Annotated in this window: 18 protein-coding genes and 1 pseudogene; 11 read left to right on the plus strand and 8 right to left on the minus strand. The window is 59.8% G+C overall.

Going from position 1 to position 17,698, the window contains the following annotated elements; translation table 11 throughout:
• Positions 1-72 precede the first annotated feature (72 nt).
• The 3 genes from KGB23_RS11085 to KGB23_RS11095 all read right to left on the minus strand — a co-directional run bounded on the left by KGB23_RS11085 (position 73) and on the right by KGB23_RS11095 (position 1,851).
• Positions 73-879, minus strand: coding sequence for a phasin family protein (locus tag KGB23_RS11085; RefSeq protein WP_150656733.1), 807 nt, complete (start codon positions 877-879; stop codon positions 73-75).
• Between the two features lie 10 nt (positions 880-889).
• Positions 890-1,312: a phasin family protein gene (locus tag KGB23_RS11090; protein ID WP_150656734.1), complete on the minus strand. Its 423-nt coding sequence runs from the start codon at positions 1,310-1,312 to the stop codon at positions 890-892.
• Positions 1,313-1,575: 263 nt separating this feature from the next.
• Positions 1,576-1,851, minus strand: coding sequence for a polyhydroxyalkanoic acid system family protein (locus KGB23_RS11095; RefSeq protein WP_223431123.1), 276 nt, complete (start codon positions 1,849-1,851; stop codon positions 1,576-1,578).
• 155 nt (positions 1,852-2,006) lie between these two features.
• Between KGB23_RS11095 and ubiE the strand changes: the two genes are divergently transcribed.
• The 11 genes and pseudogenes from ubiE (at position 2,007) to KGB23_RS30420 (ending at position 10,058) form a co-directional block, all read left to right on the plus strand.
• Positions 2,007-2,777, plus strand: coding sequence for a bifunctional demethylmenaquinone methyltransferase/2-methoxy-6-polyprenyl-1,4-benzoquinol methylase UbiE (ubiE, locus tag KGB23_RS11100; RefSeq protein WP_007948968.1), 771 nt, complete (start codon positions 2,007-2,009; stop codon positions 2,775-2,777).
• Positions 2,777-3,400 (plus strand): SCP2 domain-containing protein, encoded by a 624-nt coding sequence (locus tag KGB23_RS11105; RefSeq protein ID WP_223431124.1) that lies wholly within the window; start codon positions 2,777-2,779, stop codon positions 3,398-3,400. Before ubiE ends, KGB23_RS11105 begins: the two co-directional genes overlap by 1 nt.
• Complete coding sequence (ubiB, locus tag KGB23_RS11110; RefSeq protein ID WP_223431125.1) at positions 3,397-5,001, plus strand: ubiquinone biosynthesis regulatory protein kinase UbiB; 1,605 nt, start codon at positions 3,397-3,399, stop codon at positions 4,999-5,001. The genes KGB23_RS11105 and ubiB overlap by 4 nt, the downstream gene beginning before the upstream one ends.
• A gap of 79 nt (positions 5,002-5,080) precedes the next feature.
• The gene (gene hisI, locus KGB23_RS11115; protein WP_007899278.1) at positions 5,081-5,482 is read left to right on the plus strand and encodes a phosphoribosyl-AMP cyclohydrolase; all 402 of its coding nucleotides are present in this window, start codon (positions 5,081-5,083) and stop codon (positions 5,480-5,482) included.
• A complete protein-coding gene (locus KGB23_RS11120; RefSeq protein ID WP_007899279.1) occupies positions 5,475-5,807 on the plus strand; it encodes a phosphoribosyl-ATP diphosphatase in 333 nt (110 codons plus the stop codon). Before hisI ends, KGB23_RS11120 begins: the two co-directional genes overlap by 8 nt.
• Positions 5,808-5,832: 25 nt before the next feature.
• Positions 5,833-6,102, plus strand: a complete 270-nt coding sequence (locus KGB23_RS11125) for a twin-arginine translocase TatA/TatE family subunit (protein ID WP_046045601.1) — start codon at positions 5,833-5,835, stop codon at positions 6,100-6,102.
• 10 nt (positions 6,103-6,112) lie between these two features.
• Positions 6,113-6,574 carry a Sec-independent protein translocase protein TatB gene (tatB, locus tag KGB23_RS11130; RefSeq protein ID WP_223431126.1) on the plus strand — a complete coding sequence of 154 codons (462 nt, stop codon included), beginning with the start codon at positions 6,113-6,115 and terminating at the stop codon, positions 6,572-6,574.
• A complete protein-coding gene (gene tatC, locus KGB23_RS11135) occupies positions 6,571-7,365 on the plus strand; it encodes a twin-arginine translocase subunit TatC (RefSeq protein ID WP_223431127.1) in 795 nt (264 codons plus the stop codon). The genes tatB and tatC overlap by 4 nt, the downstream gene beginning before the upstream one ends.
• The gene (locus KGB23_RS11140) at positions 7,362-8,069 is read left to right on the plus strand and encodes a 16S rRNA (uracil(1498)-N(3))-methyltransferase (RefSeq protein WP_223431128.1); all 708 of its coding nucleotides are present in this window, start codon (positions 7,362-7,364) and stop codon (positions 8,067-8,069) included. Before tatC ends, KGB23_RS11140 begins: the two co-directional genes overlap by 4 nt.
• 72 nt (positions 8,070-8,141) lie before the next feature.
• Positions 8,142-9,200: pseudogene (locus KGB23_RS30415) on the plus strand (methyl-accepting chemotaxis protein); the annotation flags it as partial.
• Between the two features lie 144 nt (positions 9,201-9,344).
• Complete coding sequence (locus KGB23_RS30420) at positions 9,345-10,058, plus strand: methyl-accepting chemotaxis protein (RefSeq protein ID WP_411741497.1); 714 nt, start codon at positions 9,345-9,347, stop codon at positions 10,056-10,058.
• A 157-nt stretch (positions 10,059-10,215) separates the two neighbouring features.
• Here KGB23_RS30420 and KGB23_RS11150 read toward each other — a convergent pair whose 3' ends face one another.
• The 5 genes from KGB23_RS11150 to KGB23_RS11170 form a co-directional block, all read right to left on the minus strand.
• Complete coding sequence (locus KGB23_RS11150; protein ID WP_046045596.1) at positions 10,216-10,950, minus strand: amino acid ABC transporter ATP-binding protein; 735 nt, start codon at positions 10,948-10,950, stop codon at positions 10,216-10,218.
• A complete protein-coding gene (locus tag KGB23_RS11155) occupies positions 10,943-11,902 on the minus strand; it encodes an amino acid ABC transporter permease (RefSeq protein WP_223431130.1) in 960 nt (319 codons plus the stop codon). The genes KGB23_RS11150 and KGB23_RS11155 overlap by 8 nt, the downstream gene beginning before the upstream one ends.
• A 165-nt stretch (positions 11,903-12,067) precedes the next feature.
• Positions 12,068-12,865 carry a transporter substrate-binding domain-containing protein gene (locus tag KGB23_RS11160; protein WP_223431131.1) on the minus strand — a complete coding sequence of 266 codons (798 nt, stop codon included), beginning with the start codon at positions 12,863-12,865 and terminating at the stop codon, positions 12,068-12,070.
• Positions 12,866-13,073: 208 nt separating this feature from the next.
• Complete coding sequence (gene mdoH, locus KGB23_RS11165) at positions 13,074-15,644, minus strand: glucans biosynthesis glucosyltransferase MdoH (RefSeq protein WP_223431132.1); 2,571 nt, start codon at positions 15,642-15,644, stop codon at positions 13,074-13,076.
• Positions 15,637-17,484 (minus strand): glucan biosynthesis protein G, encoded by a 1,848-nt coding sequence (locus KGB23_RS11170; protein ID WP_150656746.1) that lies wholly within the window; start codon positions 17,482-17,484, stop codon positions 15,637-15,639. The genes mdoH and KGB23_RS11170 overlap by 8 nt, the downstream gene beginning before the upstream one ends.
• Positions 17,485-17,698: the final 214 nt, after the last annotated feature.

Genomic DNA, 17,698 nt, shown 5'->3' on the forward strand with positions numbered 1-17,698 from the left:
TTTTGATCCTTTGAAATGCCAAACAAAAACGCCCGACCTTTGCAGGCAGGGCGTTTTCTTGAGCCCTGAAAATCAGGACTGACTGGTTGGCGTCGAAGGAGCTGATGCGACAGTCGGGGTTACAGCAGGGGTCGGTGCAGCAGCGGAGTTCGATGCGCTGACCGGGGCCGGGGTTGCCGGCTTGGCGGCAGCCACTGCTGGTTTTGGTGCAGCCGCTTTCGGAGCTGCCGGCTTTTTCACCACTGGCTTCTTCGCTGCGGCAGGTTTTGCCGCTGGCTTGGCTGCGGGTTTGGCCGCTGCAGTTTTGGCAGCCGGTTTAGCGGCTGGTTTTGCTGCTGCTTTGGCTGCTGCAGGTTTCGCTGCGGCAGTTTTTGCTGCTGGTTTAGCGGCAGCTTTAGCCAGTGGTTTGGCAGCGGATTTCGCCGCAGGTTTGGCCGCCGCGGTTTTCGCCGCAACAGGCGCCACCTTGGCACCGGTGAGTTTTTCGATTTGCTTGGTCAGGGTATCGACCTTGCTGTGCAGCGCTTTGACTTCATTGCGGCTCGGTACACCCAGGCGTGAAATGGCGCTGTTCAGACGCTTGTCGAAAGCCCCTTCCAACTCATCCCACTTGCCCAGCGCGCGATCTTTCACGCCGCTGATGCGCGACTTGGCCGACGAAGCAGAGTCCTTGGCAGCATCGACTTTCTTGCCGACAGCGCTCTTGGTGAGCTTCTCGGCTTTCTCGCCGTCTTTAACCAATGTATCGAAGAGTTTGCTGCCGTCAGTGTCGATCTTCGAGTACACGCCTAAACCAGCCAGCCAGATTTTGCGGGAGTAGTCTTCGACTTTCCCGATCCACGAGCTGCCTTCTTTTTCGGTGTTCTTTTTACCAGCCATCCCGTTCTCCTTAAGATTTACGCGCGACGCGTTCGAGCAATGCCGTCAGCTCATCGAGCTTGGCAGAGAGTGTCTCAACGTCATGTTTAGACGGAATGCCGATACGATTCAAGGTACTTGCGACACGCGAGTCAAAAGCCTTCTCGACCTTGTCGAGTTGAAGTTCGACCTTGCCTTTGAAAGTGCTCACTTCACTTTTGGCTTCATCGATCTCGGCATTGGCCGCTTCAAGTTTCTCGGCAACTACTTTTTTACTTTGCTTTTCAACAGTTTGACCAGCCTTGATCAACTCTTGAAAGTACTCGCTACCCTCTTGGCCGACCTTGGTGTAGGCACCCAGGCCTGCCAGCCAGATCTTGCGGGCATAAGATTTAACGTCGCCCAGAGCAGTCGTCGAAGCGTCGATTTTTTTCTTCAAAATAACTTTGGCCATGGTGCACCTCACGCGCAGAAGGTTTGAGGAACTGCCCGCGAAAGAGTCGGGCTCAGGCACAAAGTAGTGAGAATAATTAGAAACGGCACCCTAACAACTGACATAAAACCTTGGTCACACCACAAAACAAATGTGGGAGCAGGCTTGCTCGCGAAGGCGTCGTTTCAGTCAACATTTTAGTCAACTGACACACCGCCTTCGCGAGCAAGTCGAATCGTCGCACCGCCGCTCCCACATTGATCGCATTCCAAAACAAGACCGAGTTAAGCCAACGCTTTATCGAGGGCCTTTTCGATTTCCGATTTGATCGTGCCGCTCATGGCCGACATCAACAGGCCAAGTTCGACATCGACCTTGATCGAATTCTCGCCCACATACACCGCGCCTTTCACACCGGAACGCTTGAGGTTCAGAGTGTCGCCGGACCATTGCGGCTCCAGGCCATATTGATCGGACAGTTTCTGCGCCAACTGGTCGGCCTTCTCGCGGGCCGCTTCCTTACCCAGGCCGTGGGAACGCTCAACACTAATACGGGCCATCGAATGACTCCTGCTTTATGAATACTTTCCTGAAGCATCTTGACCGCTGCTGCGGCAAAACGTCCCGGCGATTGCCTATCTTACCTTCAGCCTTGCCAAGACAAAGCAGGCCACCGGGATTAGAATGTCCCGCATTCTCTTTTGGTGACAGCGATATGACTGATCAGCGCAAAGGCAGCGATGCCGAACCCACCACTCACTTCGGCTTCAAAAACGTTCCGGAAAGCCAGAAAGCGGAAAAAGTCGCTGAAGTTTTCCACTCGGTAGCCGCCAAGTACGACTTGATGAACGACCTCCTGTCGGGCGGCATGCACCGTCTGTGGAAGCGTTTCGCGATCGAGCTGTCGGGCGTTCGCACCGGTAACCGAGTGCTGGACATCGCCGGCGGTACCGGCGACCTGACCAAGAAGTTCTCACACCTCGTTGGTCCGACCGGCCAGGTCGTGTTGGCCGACATCAACGAGTCCATGCTCAAGGTCGGTCGTGACCGCCTGCTGGATCTGGGTGTGGCCGGCAACGTCGAATTCGTTCAGGCGGACGCTGAAAAGCTGCCGTTCCCGGACAACCATTTCGACTGCGTGACCATCGCTTTCGGCCTGCGCAACGTTACGCATAAAGAAGACGCCCTGCGCTCGATGCTGCGCGTGCTGAAACCGGGCGGCCGTTTGCTGGTGCTGGAGTTCTCCAAACCAACCAACGCGCTGATGTCCAAAGCCTACGATGCCTACTCGTTCGCCTTCATGCCGCTGATGGGCAAGCTGATCACCAACGACTCGGAAAGCTATCGTTACCTGGCCGAATCGATCCGCATGCACCCGAATCAGGAAACCCTGAAGTCGATGATGGTCGAGGCCGGTTTCGACCGCGTGACCTACCACAACATGACCGCAGGCATCGTCGCCCTGCACCGTGGCATCAAACCCTGATGTTACTGGCCGGTCTGCTCGCCAGCGTTGAGCTCGGTCTGAACCGGGTGCTGCGTCTCGACAGCACGGCGTTGCCGCGGCTGGCGCATTTGAGTGGCCGGGTGATTGCCGTCGATTGCCGCAGCCCGGCGCTGCAAGTGTTCATCCTGCCCAGCGACGAAGGCTTGATGCTGGCTTCCCACTGGGAAACCGGCGCCGACTGCACCTTGCGCGCACCGGCCTCCAGCCTGCTGAAACTGGCGATGAGCAAGGACAAGACTTCGGTCCTGCATGCTCCTGAAGTCGAACTCGACGGCGACAGCGGCGTGCTGCTGGAACTGGCGGTGATCCTTCAGGACCTTGAGCTGGACTGGGAGTACGAACTCTCGCGCTGGCTGGGACCTGTCGCCACGCAACTGCTCGGCGGTCACCTGCGCAGTCGCGCGCGCTGGTATCAGCAAGGGTTCGCCAGCCTGAACCAGAACCTTGGCGAGTACCTGGCCGAAGAATCACGCACCCTCGTCGGTCAGCGCGAAGCCGAAGCCCGTTTCAGTGAACTGGACCAGATCAAACTCGATCTGGAACGCCTCGAGGCGCGTTTCGAGCGCCTTTCCCGATCCCTCGACCCAAGCGATAACGCATGAAGCTGCTTGCCGTCCGCCGTTTGTTGCGCATCCAGCGCGTTGTGATTCGCTACCGCCTCGATGACCTGTTGTTCGCCCTGCCACTGCCATGGTTTCTGCTGGCGCTGCGCTACGCCTTGCCGTGGCGCTGGTTCCCGCGCAAGACGCTGGACCTGAGCCGCGGCGCGCGATTGCGTCTGGCGTTGCAGGACCTGGGACCGATTTTCATCAAGTTCGGGCAAATCCTGTCCACCCGCCGCGATTTGCTGCCGGAAGACATCGCCGATGAGCTGATGAAGCTGCAGGACCGCGTGCCGCCGTTCGACTCGCAAGTGTCGGTCAATCTGATCGAAGAACAGCTCGGCAAAAAGATCAGTGAAGTCTTCAGCCGCTTCGACGTCGAACCGCTGGCCTCGGCCTCGGTGGCGCAGGTGCATGCCGCGCAGCTGAAAACCGGTGAAGAAGTGGTGGTCAAGGTCATCCGCCCGGGGCTCAAGCCGATCATCGCGCAGGATCTGGCGTGGTTGTTCATCCTCGCCCGCGCCGCCGAAAAACTCTCGGCCGACGCGCGCCTGCTGCACCCGGTGGACGTGGTCCAGGACTACGAAAAAACCATCTACGACGAACTCGACCTGCTGCGTGAGGCGGCCAACGCCAGCCAGTTGCGGCGTAACTTCGACGGCTCGGAGCTGCTCTACGTGCCGCAAGTCTATTGGGACTGGTGCCGGCCGAAAGTGCTGGTGATGGAGCGCATCTACGGCATTCAGGTCACTGACCTCACGACCCTCGCCGACCAGCGCACCGACATGAAAATGCTCGCCGAACGCGGCGTGGAGATCTTCTTCACCCAAGTGTTCCGCGACAGCTTCTTCCACGCCGACATGCACCCCGGCAACATCTTCGTCAGCACCGTGCAGCCATGGAGCCCGCAGTACATTGCGATCGACTGCGGCATCGTCGGCAGCCTGACCCCGGAAGACCAGGACTACCTGGCGCGCAACCTGTTCGCGTTCTTCAAGCGGGATTACCGTCGTGTCGCGCAGCTGCACATCGATTCGGGCTGGGTACCGGCGGAAACCAAACTCAACGAATTCGAGGCGGCGATCCGCACCGTGTGCGAGCCGATCTTCGAAAAACCGTTAAAAGATATTTCCTTCGGCCAGGTGCTGATGCGCCTGTTCCAGACCGCCCGACGCTTCAACATGGAAGTGCAGCCGCAGCTCGTTTTGCTGCAAAAAACCCTGCTGAACATCGAAGGCCTGGGCCGCCAGTTGTACCCGGACCTCGATTTGTGGAACACCGCCCAGCCATTCCTCGAACGCTGGATGCGTGAGCGCGTGAGCCCCAAAGCCTTGATCGGCAACGTGCAGAGCCAGTTCGAACAGCTGCCGCACCTGGCCAACATGGCCCGCGACCTGCTCGAACGCATGTCCCAGCCCCACGCCTACGACCCGCCGCCACCGTGGCACCGTCGCAAGGACGATTGGCTGCTGCGACTGCTCGGCTGTGCGCACCTGGCCGGCGGCACCATACTCGCTGCCGGTGGGCCGCTGAACGAACTGGGTCATTGGCCGGCCGGGATCATGGTGGCCGTCGGCTTGTATCTGGTCGTTCGCCGATAGCCAGAGCCCCCGCACGCTGGCACACTGTTTCAACGCCTGCCCGACTAATGAAGTGTCGGGCCCGCTGTCGGAGTCGAAGATGAAAAACTGGCTGGACGAGATCAAGTGGGACGCAGATGGCCTGGTGCCGGCGATTGCCCAGGATCACAAGACCGGGCGCGTCCTGATGATGGCCTGGATGAACCGTGAAGCGCTGGAACTGACCGCTGCCGAGAACCGCGCCATTTACTGGTCACGTTCCCGTGGCAAGCTGTGGCGCAAGGGCGAAGAGTCCGGCCACGTGCAAACCCTGCATGAGATGCGCCTGGACTGTGACGCCGACGTGATCATCCTGATGGTCGAGCAGATCGGCGACATCGCTTGCCATACCGGTCGTCAGAGCTGCTTCTACCGCGTCTTCGAGAACGGCGACTGGAAAACCGTCGACCCGGTGCTCAAGGACCCGCACGCCATCTATTCCGCAGGACACACACATGAGTGACACTCTGACCCGTCTGGCCCAAGTGCTGGAAGAGCGCAAAGGCGCCGCCGCCGACAGCTCGTATGTCGCCAGCCTGTACCATAAGGGCTTGAACAAGATTCTGGAAAAAGTCGGCGAAGAGTCGGTCGAAACCATCATTGCCGCCAAGGATGCCGCCATCAGCGGTGACTGCAGCGATGTGATCTACGAAACCGCCGATTTGTGGTTCCACAGCATGGTCATGCTCGCCCAACTGGGGCAGCATCCACAGGCTGTACTCGATGAACTGGACCGTCGTTTCGGTCTGTCCGGACACGCCGAGAAAGCCTCTCGTCCGTCCGCCTGAACAACTATTAGAGAGGAGCAGCGACATGGGCATTTTTGACTGGAAACACTGGATCGTCATCCTGGTTGTTGTCGTATTGGTGTTCGGCACCAAGAAACTGAAAAACCTCGGCACTGACGTCGGTGAGTCGATCAAGGGCTTCAAAAAAGCCATGAACGACGACGAGAAACCGGCCGACCCGGCAGCGACCCCGGTTCCGCCTGTTCAGCCACAGACCACGCAGTCCGTGAACCAGCCGCACACCATCGACGTGCAGGCGCAAAAAGTCGAAGAGCCGATCCGCAAAGACGTGTGAGCACTGACTAATGTTTGGTATCAGCTTCTCTGAACTGCTGCTCGTCGGCCTCGTAGCCTTGCTGGTGCTGGGGCCCGAGCGTCTGCCGGGTGCTGCGCGCACCGCCGGCCTGTGGGTCGGCCGTCTGAAGCGCAGCTTCAACGCGATCAAACAGGAAGTTGAACGTGAAATCGGTGCCGACGAGATTCGTCGGCAGCTGCACAACGAGCACATTCTGTCGCTTGAGCAGGAGGCGCGGAAGATTTTCACGCCGACTCAGCAAGAGGCCACACCGGTTCAGCCGGTTGAGCCTGTGGCGGAGCAGACGATTCATGCTCCGACTGCAGACGCCACACCTGCCCCGGCACCGACGGAAACGGTGAAAGCTGTTGAACCGGCGCCGGTTGTCGCGACCGTAGAACCTGTTGCTCCTGCCGCCGCGCCGACAACGCCGGCTCCTCACGACACCACTTTGCCGCCGCGAGTCTCATGAGCGATCTCCCCGAAAATGACCAGCACATGCCGCTGGTTTCGCACCTCACCGAGTTGCGTACCCGCCTGCTGCGTTGTGTAGCGGCGATCTTTATCATCTTCGCCGGGTTGTTTGCCTTCACCCAGCAGATCTACACCTTCGTCTCCACGCCGCTGCGTCAGTACCTGCCCGTGGGCGCGACGATGATCGCCACCGATGTGTCGTCGCCGTTCCTGACGCCACTGAAGCTGACCATGATGGTGTCGCTGTTCCTGGCGATCCCGGTGATCCTGCATCAGATCTGGGGCTTCATTGCGCCAGGCCTGTACAAGCATGAGAAGCGCATTGCGGTGCCGCTGCTGGTGTCGAGCATCCTGCTGTTCTATACCGGCATGGCATTCGCCTATTACCTGGTATTCCCGCTGATCTTCAAATTCTTCGCCGCCGCCACCCCGGCCGGCGTGGAGATGATGACCGACATCAGCAGCTACCTCGACTTCGTCATGACGCTGTTCTTCGCCTTCGGCGTAGCGTTCGAGATCCCTGTGGCCGTGGTGCTGCTGGTATGGATCGGCGTGGTCAACGTCGCTTACCTGAAGAAAATCCGCCCGTACGTAGTCATCGGTTGCTTCGTGGTCGGCATGATCCTGACGCCACCGGACATCTTCTCGCAGACACTGTTGGCCGTACCGATGTGGCTGCTGTTTGAAATCGGCATCCTGTTCGGCGGCCTGATCAGCAAGCGCGGCGAGCACCCGGACGACCAGCCGGCCGACGATCACAACGACCAGCCGCCAGCGACTCAACCGTGAACCTGCTGCTTCTCGAAGAGGCCGACTTCATTGCGGCCGACCGGGCGATCCTGCGCGATCGCCGGTTGACGCACATGCAGGAAGTCCACCGCTCCGTTGTCGGCGACAGCCTGCGGGTCGGGCGCATCGGCGGGTTGATGGGGTCGGCCGAACTGCTGCGCCTGGACGCCGATGAAGCCGAATTGCGCGTCACCCTCGACCAGCCACCACCGGCCAAGCTGCCGCTGACCCTGGTGTTGGCCCTGCCACGACCGAAAATGCTCCGTAGAGTGTTTCAGACCGTGGCGGCCATGGGTGTGCCACGGATCATTCTGGTGAACAGCTATCGCGTCGAGAAGAGCTTCTGGCAAACGCCGTTCCTGGAGCCCGAGGCGATTCGCGAGCAGTTGATCCTCGGCCTCGAACAGGCCCGGGACAGCGTGCTGCCGGAAGTCGTCATCGAGAAGCGCTTCAAGCCGTTCGTCGAGGACCATCTGCCGGCGATCACCGAGGGTACCCTCGGCCTGGTCGGCCACCCCGGCCATTACCCGCCCTGCCCTCGCGGCCTGAACGAAGCGGTGACCCTGGCCATCGGTCCAGAAGGTGGCTGGATTCCTTACGAAATCGACCTGCTGGGCAAGGCCGGCCTGCAACCGGTGCAGCTCGGCGACCGCATCCTGCGGGTCGAAACCGCCGTCACTGCGCTGCTCGCCCGCCTCTTCTAATCCCTACAGATTCCCGGCTGCCTGCCGATACAGTTCCCATAAAACCAACGAATGGTTCGAGGGAGTTGCAGTATGTACCGATGGCTAGCCGAGAAACTGGGGAACGTCAGCGTCAATCGCAAACTGGGTGTCGGCTTCGGTCTGGTGCTGCTGCTTACCTTGTTGATCACCTTCACCGGCTGGACCGGCCTGAGCGGTGTGATGAGTCGCGGCGATAAGCTGGGGTTTATTGCCAGCCTCAATGACCTGACCAAAGACCTGCGCCTGGCCCGTCTGGATTACGAAATGCGTCGTGGCGAACAAGGCCCCGGTGCGGTCAACGATCTGCTCGGCCAACTCGATACCGGCCTGAAAACCGCGCGCACGCTGATCGAACAACCGGCCGACGTGGCCATGATCGACCAGCAACTGGCCGCCGTCAGTGAGTACAAACAAGCCTTCACGGCCATGACCCAGGCCGGCGCCCACCGCGAAGATGCCCGCGGCAAACTCGGCGCCACCGCCGACAATGCCGTGGCCCGTGTCGCCGAAGTCGAAAAAACCATGCTGCAAGGTGACAGCGTCGCCGATTTCAACAGCGTGATCGACCTGAGCAAACTGATCCAGCAAGCGCGCTTCCAGGTTCGCGGTTATACCTACAGCGGTAAAACCGAGGCCGAGCAACCTGCTCTGGACGCCATCGACAACGCATTGAAAAACCTCGAAGGCCTACCCTCCAAGCTGCCGGAACAGCACATCACCAACCTGCAGCAGGCCACTGACTCGCTCAAGGCCTATCGCGCCGCCGTCAGCCAGTTCCGTGACTCTCAGGTTGCCAGCGCTGCCGCGCTCAAACGCATGGCCGCGCAAGGCGACATCCTGCTCGATGTCAGCAAAAAACTCACCGTGTCGCAAACCATCGTCCGAGACACCGACGCCGCGCACGCCAAAAACCTGCTGCTGCTGGCCACCGTCCTGGCGCTCGCCTTCGGCATGCTTGCCGCCTGGGCCATCACTCGCCAGATCGTGATTCCCCTGAGCCAGACTCTCAAAGTGGCGGAGCGCGTTGCTGCCGGCGACCTGACCCAAAACCTTATCTCTGAACGTCAGGACGAACTCGGTCAGCTACAGCGCGCCATGCAAAGCATGACCCTGGGCCTGCGCGAGTTGATTGGCGGCATCAGTGACGGCGTCACGCAAATCGCCAGCGCCGCCGAAGAGCTGTCGGCAGTCACCGAGCAGACCAGCGCCGGGGTCAACAGCCAGAAGGTCGAGACCGACCAAGTGGCGACCGCCATGAACGAAATGACCGCCACCGTGCAGGAAGTCGCGCGTAACGCCGAAGAAGCGTCGGAAGCCGCCGTCGCCGCCGACCAGCAGGCCCGCGAAGGTGACAAAGTGGTCGGCGAAGCCATCGCCCAGATCGAGCGCCTGGCCAAGGAAGTCGGCAGCTCCACCGAAGCCATGGGTCATCTCAAACGTGAAAGCGACAAGATCGGCAGCGTACTCGACGTGATCAAATCCGTGGCCCAGCAAACCAACCTGTTGGCGCTCAACGCGGCGATTGAGGCCGCACGTGCCGGTGAGGCCGGACGTGGTTTTGCGGTGGTCGCCGACGAAGTCCGCAGCCTGGCCCAGCGTACCCAGAAGTCCACCGAAGAAATCGAAGAGCTGATCGTCGGCCTGCAAACCGGCACCCAGCAAGTCGCGACCATCATGGACAACAGCCGCAGCCTGACCGACAGCAGCGTCGAACTGACCCGCCGCGCCGGTGGCTCGCTGGAAAGCATTACTCGCACTGTCTCGGCGATTCAGTCGATGAATCAGCAGATCGCCGCCGCAGCAGAACAACAGAGCGCGGTGGCTGAAGAGATCAACCGTAGCGTGCTGAACGTGCGCGACGTGTCCGAGCAAACCTCGGCAGCCAGTGAAGAGACCGCGGCCTCCAGCATTGAGCTGGCGCGGTTGGGGACGCATCTGCAGATGCTGGTGGGGCGGTTCAAGGTTTAAGGCGATTCAATGACCTCGGTTCGCTTGGGACCGGGGTGATGCTTTCGCGAGCAAGCCCGCTCCCACAGTAGATTTTCGGTGAACACATTTCTTGTGCTCAACCAGACCCACTGTGGGAGCGGGCTTGCTCGCGAAAGCGGTCTGACAAACGCTGAAGTTAGAGAACCTGCCGCAAGAAGGCCTGAGCCCGCGGATCCTTCGGCGCATCGAAGAATTCGGCCGGTGAAGCGTCTTCCAGCAATTTGCCGTGATCGAAGAACAGCACCCGATCCGCCACTTCCCGGGCGAAGCCCATTTCGTGGGTGACGCAAACCATGGTCATACCTTCCACCGCCAGGGTTTTCATCACGTCCAGCACTTCGCCGACCATTTCCGGGTCGAGCGCCGAGGTCGGCTCATCGAACAGCATGACCTTCGGCTCCATCGCCAGTGCCCGGGCGATGGCCACACGCTGTTGCTGACCGCCGGACAGGCGCGACGGAAACTCGTTGGCTTTTTGCGCAATACCAACCTTCTCCAGCAACGCCAAGGCCTTGGCCTCGCGCTCTTTCTTGCCGCGCTTGCGCACGACTTTCTGGGCCAGGCAGAGGTTTTCCAGCACGGTCATGTGCGGGAACAGGTTGAAATGCTGGAACACCATGCCGACTTCGCGACGATAGGCATTCACGTCGGTTTTCGGGTCGGCCAGTTGCAAGCCGTCGATGCTCACCGAGCCCGAGTCGAACTCTTCCAGGCCGTTGAGGCAGCGCAGGAAAGTCGACTTGCCGGAACCGGACGGGCCGATCACCACCAGCACTTCGCCCTTGGCCACGTGCGTCGAAACGTTATCCACCGCGCGAACCACGTGGCCGCGGGTGTCGAAAACTTTTACCAGATCGCGGACTTCAATCACTTTGCGCGAGCCTCCGCTCAAGCCGGCTGGCGATTTTCGACAGCGGCAGGTTGATCAACAGGTACAGACCGGCCACGCAGAACAGGATTTCGAACGGCGAGAACGAGGTGGTGATGACTTCGCGACCGCTTTTGAGCAGCTCGGTAATCGCAATCACCGACACCAGCGAGGTGTCCTTGACCAGACTGATGAACTGGCCGGCCAGCGGTGGCAGCACCCGTTTGAACGCTTGCGGCAGCACCACGTGGCGCATCGACTGACCAGCGCTCAGGCCCAGGGAGCGCGCGGCTTCGTTCTGGCCACGGGCGATGGATTGCACGCCGGAACGGATGATTTCCGCCACATAAGCACCGGTGAACAGCGACAGCGCGGCGATCCCGGCGAACTCCCGGGAGAGGTTCATCACGGTGCCAATGAAGAAGTAGAAAATGAAAATTTGCACCAGCAGCGGCGTACCGCGCACCAGTTCGACGTAGATCGTCGAGAGATCGCGCAGGGTCGGGTTGTTCGACAGTCGGCACAGACCCGTGGCGAGGCCGATGAGCAGACCGAGCACACCTGAAACCACGGACAACCACAAGGTGGTCCAGAGCCCCCACATCAGCGGTCCGGCGGCCCAATGACGGGTCACGCCAATCACGTCGCCTTCGGCCACGTCATCACCTTGGGCGACTTGCAGGCTGTTGTCGTCGACGGTCAGGTGTTGCTCTGTGCCGGCATCATTGCGCAGGGTGACTTCCGCCTTGTCGCCCTTGCGCACCAGTTCGCTGACGGTGGAGATATCGGCAGCACGCCGGGATTCTTCGGCGTGGTAGGCGAAGTATTGCGGCACACGGTTCCAGCGCCATTCGTAGGACATCAGCGAGGTGGCGTAATACAACGCGCCGGCCAGGCCGATCAGCAGCAGCACGGTTAACACGTGCCACGGCCATAGGGCTTTTTTCTGTTTCATTTACTCTGAAGGTTCCGAATTCTGTGTTGCCAGAGAGGCCGTCTTCGCGAGCAAGCCCGCTCCCACATTTGATCTTCAGTGAATACAGATTTTGTGTTCGACCGAGATCTAGTGTGGGAGCGGGCTTGCTCGCGAATGGGGCGACGCGGTCTATATGACCGGGCCTTATTCCATGTCCTTGAGCCAAGCGGTGTCTTTGAACCACTTGTCATGGATGCGATCGTAGGTCCCGTCTTCGTGGATCTGGCGCAGGAAGTTATTGATGAAGTTGAGGCTGTCGTAGTCACCCTTCTTCAGACCGAAGGCCAGCGGCTCGTAAGTGAACGGCTTGTCGAGGAATACCAGTTTGCCCGCACCGACCTTGTTCACCGCCACGACGTTGTAAGGCGCGTCGTAGATGAAGGCGTCGGCCTTGCCGTTGACCACGTCGAGCACGGCTTCCTGCTCGTTGTCGTAGCCGTGGTAGTTGGCTTTGGAGATGAGCTTTTTGGCCACCATCTCGCCGGTGGTGCCGAGCTTGGAAGTGATCCGGTAGTCGGTGGTGTTCAGGTCTTTATAGGACTTGATGGTGCCTTCCAGTTCCTTGCGGATCAGCAGGGTCTGGCCCACCACGATGAACGGTTCGCTGAAGTTCAGGCGCAGGTTGCGTTCCTGGGTCAGGGTCATGCCGCTGCCGATCATGTCGAACTTGTCGGTGAGCAGGGCCGGGATGATGCCGTCGTAGCCGGTGGAAACCGTCTCCAGCTTGACGCCCATGGCCTTGGTCATGGCTTTGAGGATGTCGACTTCGAAGCCGATGATCTCGCCGCGCTTATTGGTCATTTCGAACGGCATGTAGGTCGGGTCCATGCCAACTTTCAGCGTGCCGCGCTTGACCGCGTCATCGATGGCACCGGCCTGCGCCGTGTTGACTGCAACCAATGCCGTGACGCCGACCAGCAGCATCGAGAGATACTTCTTCATCATCAAGTCCCCAAAACCATCGCGTTGTGAGGCGCGCAAACTGCGGGTTTCCCTTGGGAAACCGGCAGATACGAACAGAAAGTTGTCCGGGCGCACCAATTCGGGGACGGATGCTAACGCACTCGTTCGTTTGCACAAGGGTTTAAGCAGGATTTGTTGCCTGACGCTGATCAGCGCAAAAAAAACCCCGCTTTCGCGGGGTTTTTTGTCAGGCCAACTGAGGCTGCACACTCAGCGGCTTGAGCGGCAACAGCGGCGCATGGGGATCGGCTTTCACCGATTTACGCCACGCCTCCAGCCACTCGGGGTGAGCTTCGTTCCAGATCTGCTCATGCAGACGACCCAGTGCCACCGGATCACTGAGCAGTTGCACGCGCTCATTGTTGTTCAGCCCCTCAGGCCCGACTTTCAGCGCATGACGCACCCGCTCGATCCGCAACCATTCGATCGGCTCGGCCTGACGGTGGCGTGAAGTCGCCAGCGAGCACGCCAAGGCGTTCTGCTGTGGATCGACCACTGCCCGGGTGAAGCCGTCGTTCAGTGCATGCCAACGGTTTTCGTGGGTGTACTGGTCGGTTGCCAGCAACGCCTGTGGCGGATTGTATTCCTCAGGGATCAGGAACAGGCTTTCGTCACGAGACTTGAGCCCCAGGCCAACTCGACTGGAGATCACCGACACCGGAATCGACAGCATCAACGAACCGACGATCGGCACCAGCCACCAGAGGAAGCTCGGGTTCAGCCAGATCACCAGCAAGGCCCAGAAGAAGCCCAGCAAGGTTTGCGGACCGTGGCGTTTGACCGCTTCGCTCCATGGCGTGGAGTCGTCGTCACGTTGCGGCGAGTTCCAGGTCGCGGCCCAGCCGAGGAACGCGGCGAGCACGAAGCGGGTGTGGAAAATCATCCGCACCGGCGCCAGCAGCATGGAAAACAGCATCTCCAGCAGCATCGACATCGTCACCTTGAACTTGCCACCGAACTCTTTCGCGCCCTTGGCCCAGATCAGGATGATGCTCAACAACTTCGGCAGGAACAGCAGCACGACGGTGGTCGAGAACAGCGCGATCGCCTTGTCCGGGTGCCATTGTGGCCACAACGGATAGAGCTGACGTGGTTCAAGGAAGTACTGCGGCTCCATCAGCGTGTTGACCGCCAGCAGCGCCGTCGACAGCACAAGGAAGAAGAACCACAACGGCGCCGACAAGTAAGACATCACGCCCGTCAGGAACACCGCACGGTGCACCGGGTGCATGCCTTTTACCAGGAACAACCGGAAGTTCATCAGGTTGCCGTGACACCAGCGACGGTCACGCTTGAGTTCGTCCAGCAGGTTCGGCGGCAATTCTTCGTAGCTGCCCGGCAAGTCGTAGGCAATCCACACGCCCCAGCCGGCACGGCGCATCAGCGCCGCTTCAACGAAGTCGTGGGACAGAATTGCACCGGCGAACGCGCCTTTACCGGGCAACGGCGCCAGGGCGCAGTGTTCGATGAACGGCTTCATGCGAATGATCGCGTTATGGCCCCAGTAGTGGGATTCGCCCAACTGCCAGAAGTGCAGACCGGCGGTAAACAGCGGACCGTATACGCGGGTGGCGAACTGCTGCATGCGCGCATACAGCGTGTCCATGCCCGAAGCGCGCGGCGCGGTCTGGATGATCCCGGCATCCGGGGTGGCTTCCATCAAGCGCACCAGACTGGTCAGGCAATCACCGCTCATCACGGAGTCCGCGTCGAGCACGACCATGTACTTGTAATCACCGCCCCAACGACGGCAGAAGTCGTCGAGGTTACCGCTTTTACGCTTGACGCGACGGCGACGGCGACGATAGAAGATCTTCCCGAAGCCCTTGGCTTCACGGCAGACGTCCAGCCAGGCTTGTTGCTCGGCGACGCAGATGTCGGCGTCGTTACTGTCGCTGAGGACAAAGAAGTCGAAGCGATCCAGGTTACCCGTGGCCGCAACCGACTCGAAGGTCGCCCGCAAACCGGCAAACACCCGTGGCACGTCTTCGTTGCAGATCGGCATCACCAGTGCGGTGCGCGCGTCCGTAGGAATCGGCTCGTTACCGGCGCTTTTGCCGGAAATGCGGTATTTGTCGTGACCGGTGAGCAACTCGAGGAAGCCCATCAACGCGGTCCAGAAACCGGCCGACACCCAGCAGAACAGAATCCCGAACAAGATCAGGATGCTGGTTTGCAGTGCATACGGCAGCACTTGCGTAGCCGTTTGCGACAGCGGTTGATGCAGCACTTCGTTCAGGTCGACGAACGACCAGCCCTGGTACGGCATGATGCCTTTCATGTACCAGCCGGCGACGATGGTCTGGCCGAGCATCAGCACCAGCAGAATGTAGCGGCGGATCGAACCGACGGTGCGCCAGCGAGCAGCCGGAAGCACGCGCTCATCCTTCGGCGGGGCCGGCGGATTGGTGCGACCGGTCAGACGACGCCAGCCACGCACCAGAATGTTGGTGCGCCACGGCTCCGGCACGACTTTGGTCCGACGGATCGGCGGGGTTGCCCGCAGGCAAACCCGGCCGCTGGCGTCGAGCACCAGCATTTCAGCGTCTGCCAGTTCTTCGGCAGTGTTCAGCGTCAAACGACGACCCACCGAAGCTTGAGCAGCCTCGGTCGGCGCGTCGAACGTCGAGGACGACAGGCGTTCGTGCAATTCGCTGAAAGACTGGCAGCCCGCGAGTTCCGCGCGCTGCTCGTCGGTCATCGGTAGATGCGCCAGATACTCGGCAAGAGTCTCTGGCTGTACTTGAGAATTACTCATCGGCAGGCAACTGGTAGCTCCAGGTCTCGGTCAGGACTTCTTCAGTCGGTACCGATTCCGGTGTGGCTGGGGCCGCTTCGGCAGCGACTGGCTGCTTGGCGTCTTTGTTGTCCTTGTCCTTGGAAACTGCGGCTGGCTTGGCTTCGACCTGCTTGGCTTCAACCTGCTTGGCCTCAGCTTGCTTGGTCTCCTTGGCTTCCTTGGCCTCCTTGTCCAGCTTCTCCTGCTGCCGAGCGGCAATCTTGTCAGCCTTGGCGACGGAAGAATTGGATGCCGGATACGATGTTTTGGCCAGGTCGGCAGTCACGATGTTCTTGACCAGTGCAGCACGCATCTCGGTAGGCTTGCCCGGATCCTTGATTTTCATCCGTAGCGTCAGGCGCCAGCCCTTGGTTTCAGGGTTGTAACGTACGCTGTTCTCGACCAGCTCGGCATTCTCGCCAACGCTGACCTGGCTACGAATCTCCGTATCTTCCGGCAATGCCGCAAGGGACGGACCTTCGAAGTCCACCAGATAGGCGACGCTGCCGTCCGGCTGACGGATCAGGTTGGACTGTTTCACGTCACCCGTGGAACGCAGGGTCTGTTGAACCCAGGCGCTGTCCGGTGCGTGAAGCGCGGCTTCGTCGATGGTCCAGTGCATGCGATAAGCGACGTCCAGCGGTTGGCCAGGCTCAGGCAGTTTTTCCGGACTCCAGAACGCAACGATATTGTCGTTGGTTTCGTCGGCAGTCGGAATCTCTACCAGATCGACGGAGCCCTTGCCCCAATCGCCTTTTGGTTCGATCCAGGCACTTGGGCGCTTGTCGTAGCGGTCGTCGAGGTCTTCGTAGTGGCTGAAGTCGCGGCCACGTTGCAGCAGACCGAAACCGCGCGGGTTCTCGATCGAGAAGTTGCTCACCGACAAGTGTTTCGGATTGTTCAGTGGGCGCCAGATCCACTCGCCGTTACCGGCATGGATCGACAGACCGCTGGAATCGTGTAGTTCGCGACGGTAGTTCAGCACTTTCGACGGCTGATTGGCGCCGAACAGGAACATGCTGGTCAGCGGCGCAACGCCAAGCTTGGTGACCTTGTCACGCAGGAACATCCTGGCCTTGACGTCGACAACGGTGTCGCTGCCCGGACGCAGGGTCAGGCGATAGGCACCGGTAGCGCGTGGCGAATCCAGCAGGGCGAAGATCACCAGGTGCTTGTCACCCGGTTTCGGCTGTTGAATCCAGAACTCGGTGAAACGCGGGAATTCTTCGCCGGACGGCAACGCGGTATCGATGGCCATGCCGCGAGCGGACAAGCCATAGGTGTGACCCTTGCCGACAACGCGGAAGTAACTCGCGCCGAGCATGGTCATGATTTCGTCTTGCTTGTCCGCCTTGTTGATCGGGTACAGCACACGGAAACCGGCATAACCCAGTTGTTCGGTGGCTTTAGGATCGAACTTCACGTCGCCGAAATCGAAACGACTTGGGTCGTATTTGATCTCTTCGACGGTGTTAGCTGTGATTTCGTTGATTTTCACCGGCGTATCGAAATGCATACCCTGGTGATAGAACGACAGCTTGAACGGGGTTTTCTGATCGGCCCACTCGGCTTTTTCGGTCAGGAAACGAATTTTTTGATAGTCCGCGAATTTCATCTCGCGGAACTCGTTCGGCAGGTTACTGCGCGGAGCTTCGTACTTCTGCCCGGCCAGCTCTTTTGCCTTGACCGATACATCATCCAGATTGAATGCCCAAAGCTGACCGGCGCTGAGCAGGCAGAGCAGTGCAGAGCCCGCTACCAGAGCACTTCGTAACCGTTTGGCAGACAATTTTGGTGCATTACAGGGACTAACAATCACGAGCAACCCTCGCCGAAAACAGATCAAAAAACCAACGGCCAGTTGAAGGGCCTATGAGGTGTGCGGCATGAAAAAACCGACCCTACAGACCACTCTTGCCAAGTTGGCGAGCATTATTCCGACTCCTATGGGGCTAAATGATTCCCCAAGAGGTCCAGGACAAGTCTCTACCTAAGTCAAAATGGACCAACGAACGCTGATCCCCGTAGCGCGC

Origin of the sequence: Pseudomonas sp. GL-B-26 (assembly GCF_019947405.1) — a bacterium.
Classification (GTDB): domain Bacteria; phylum Pseudomonadota; class Gammaproteobacteria; order Pseudomonadales; family Pseudomonadaceae; genus Aquipseudomonas.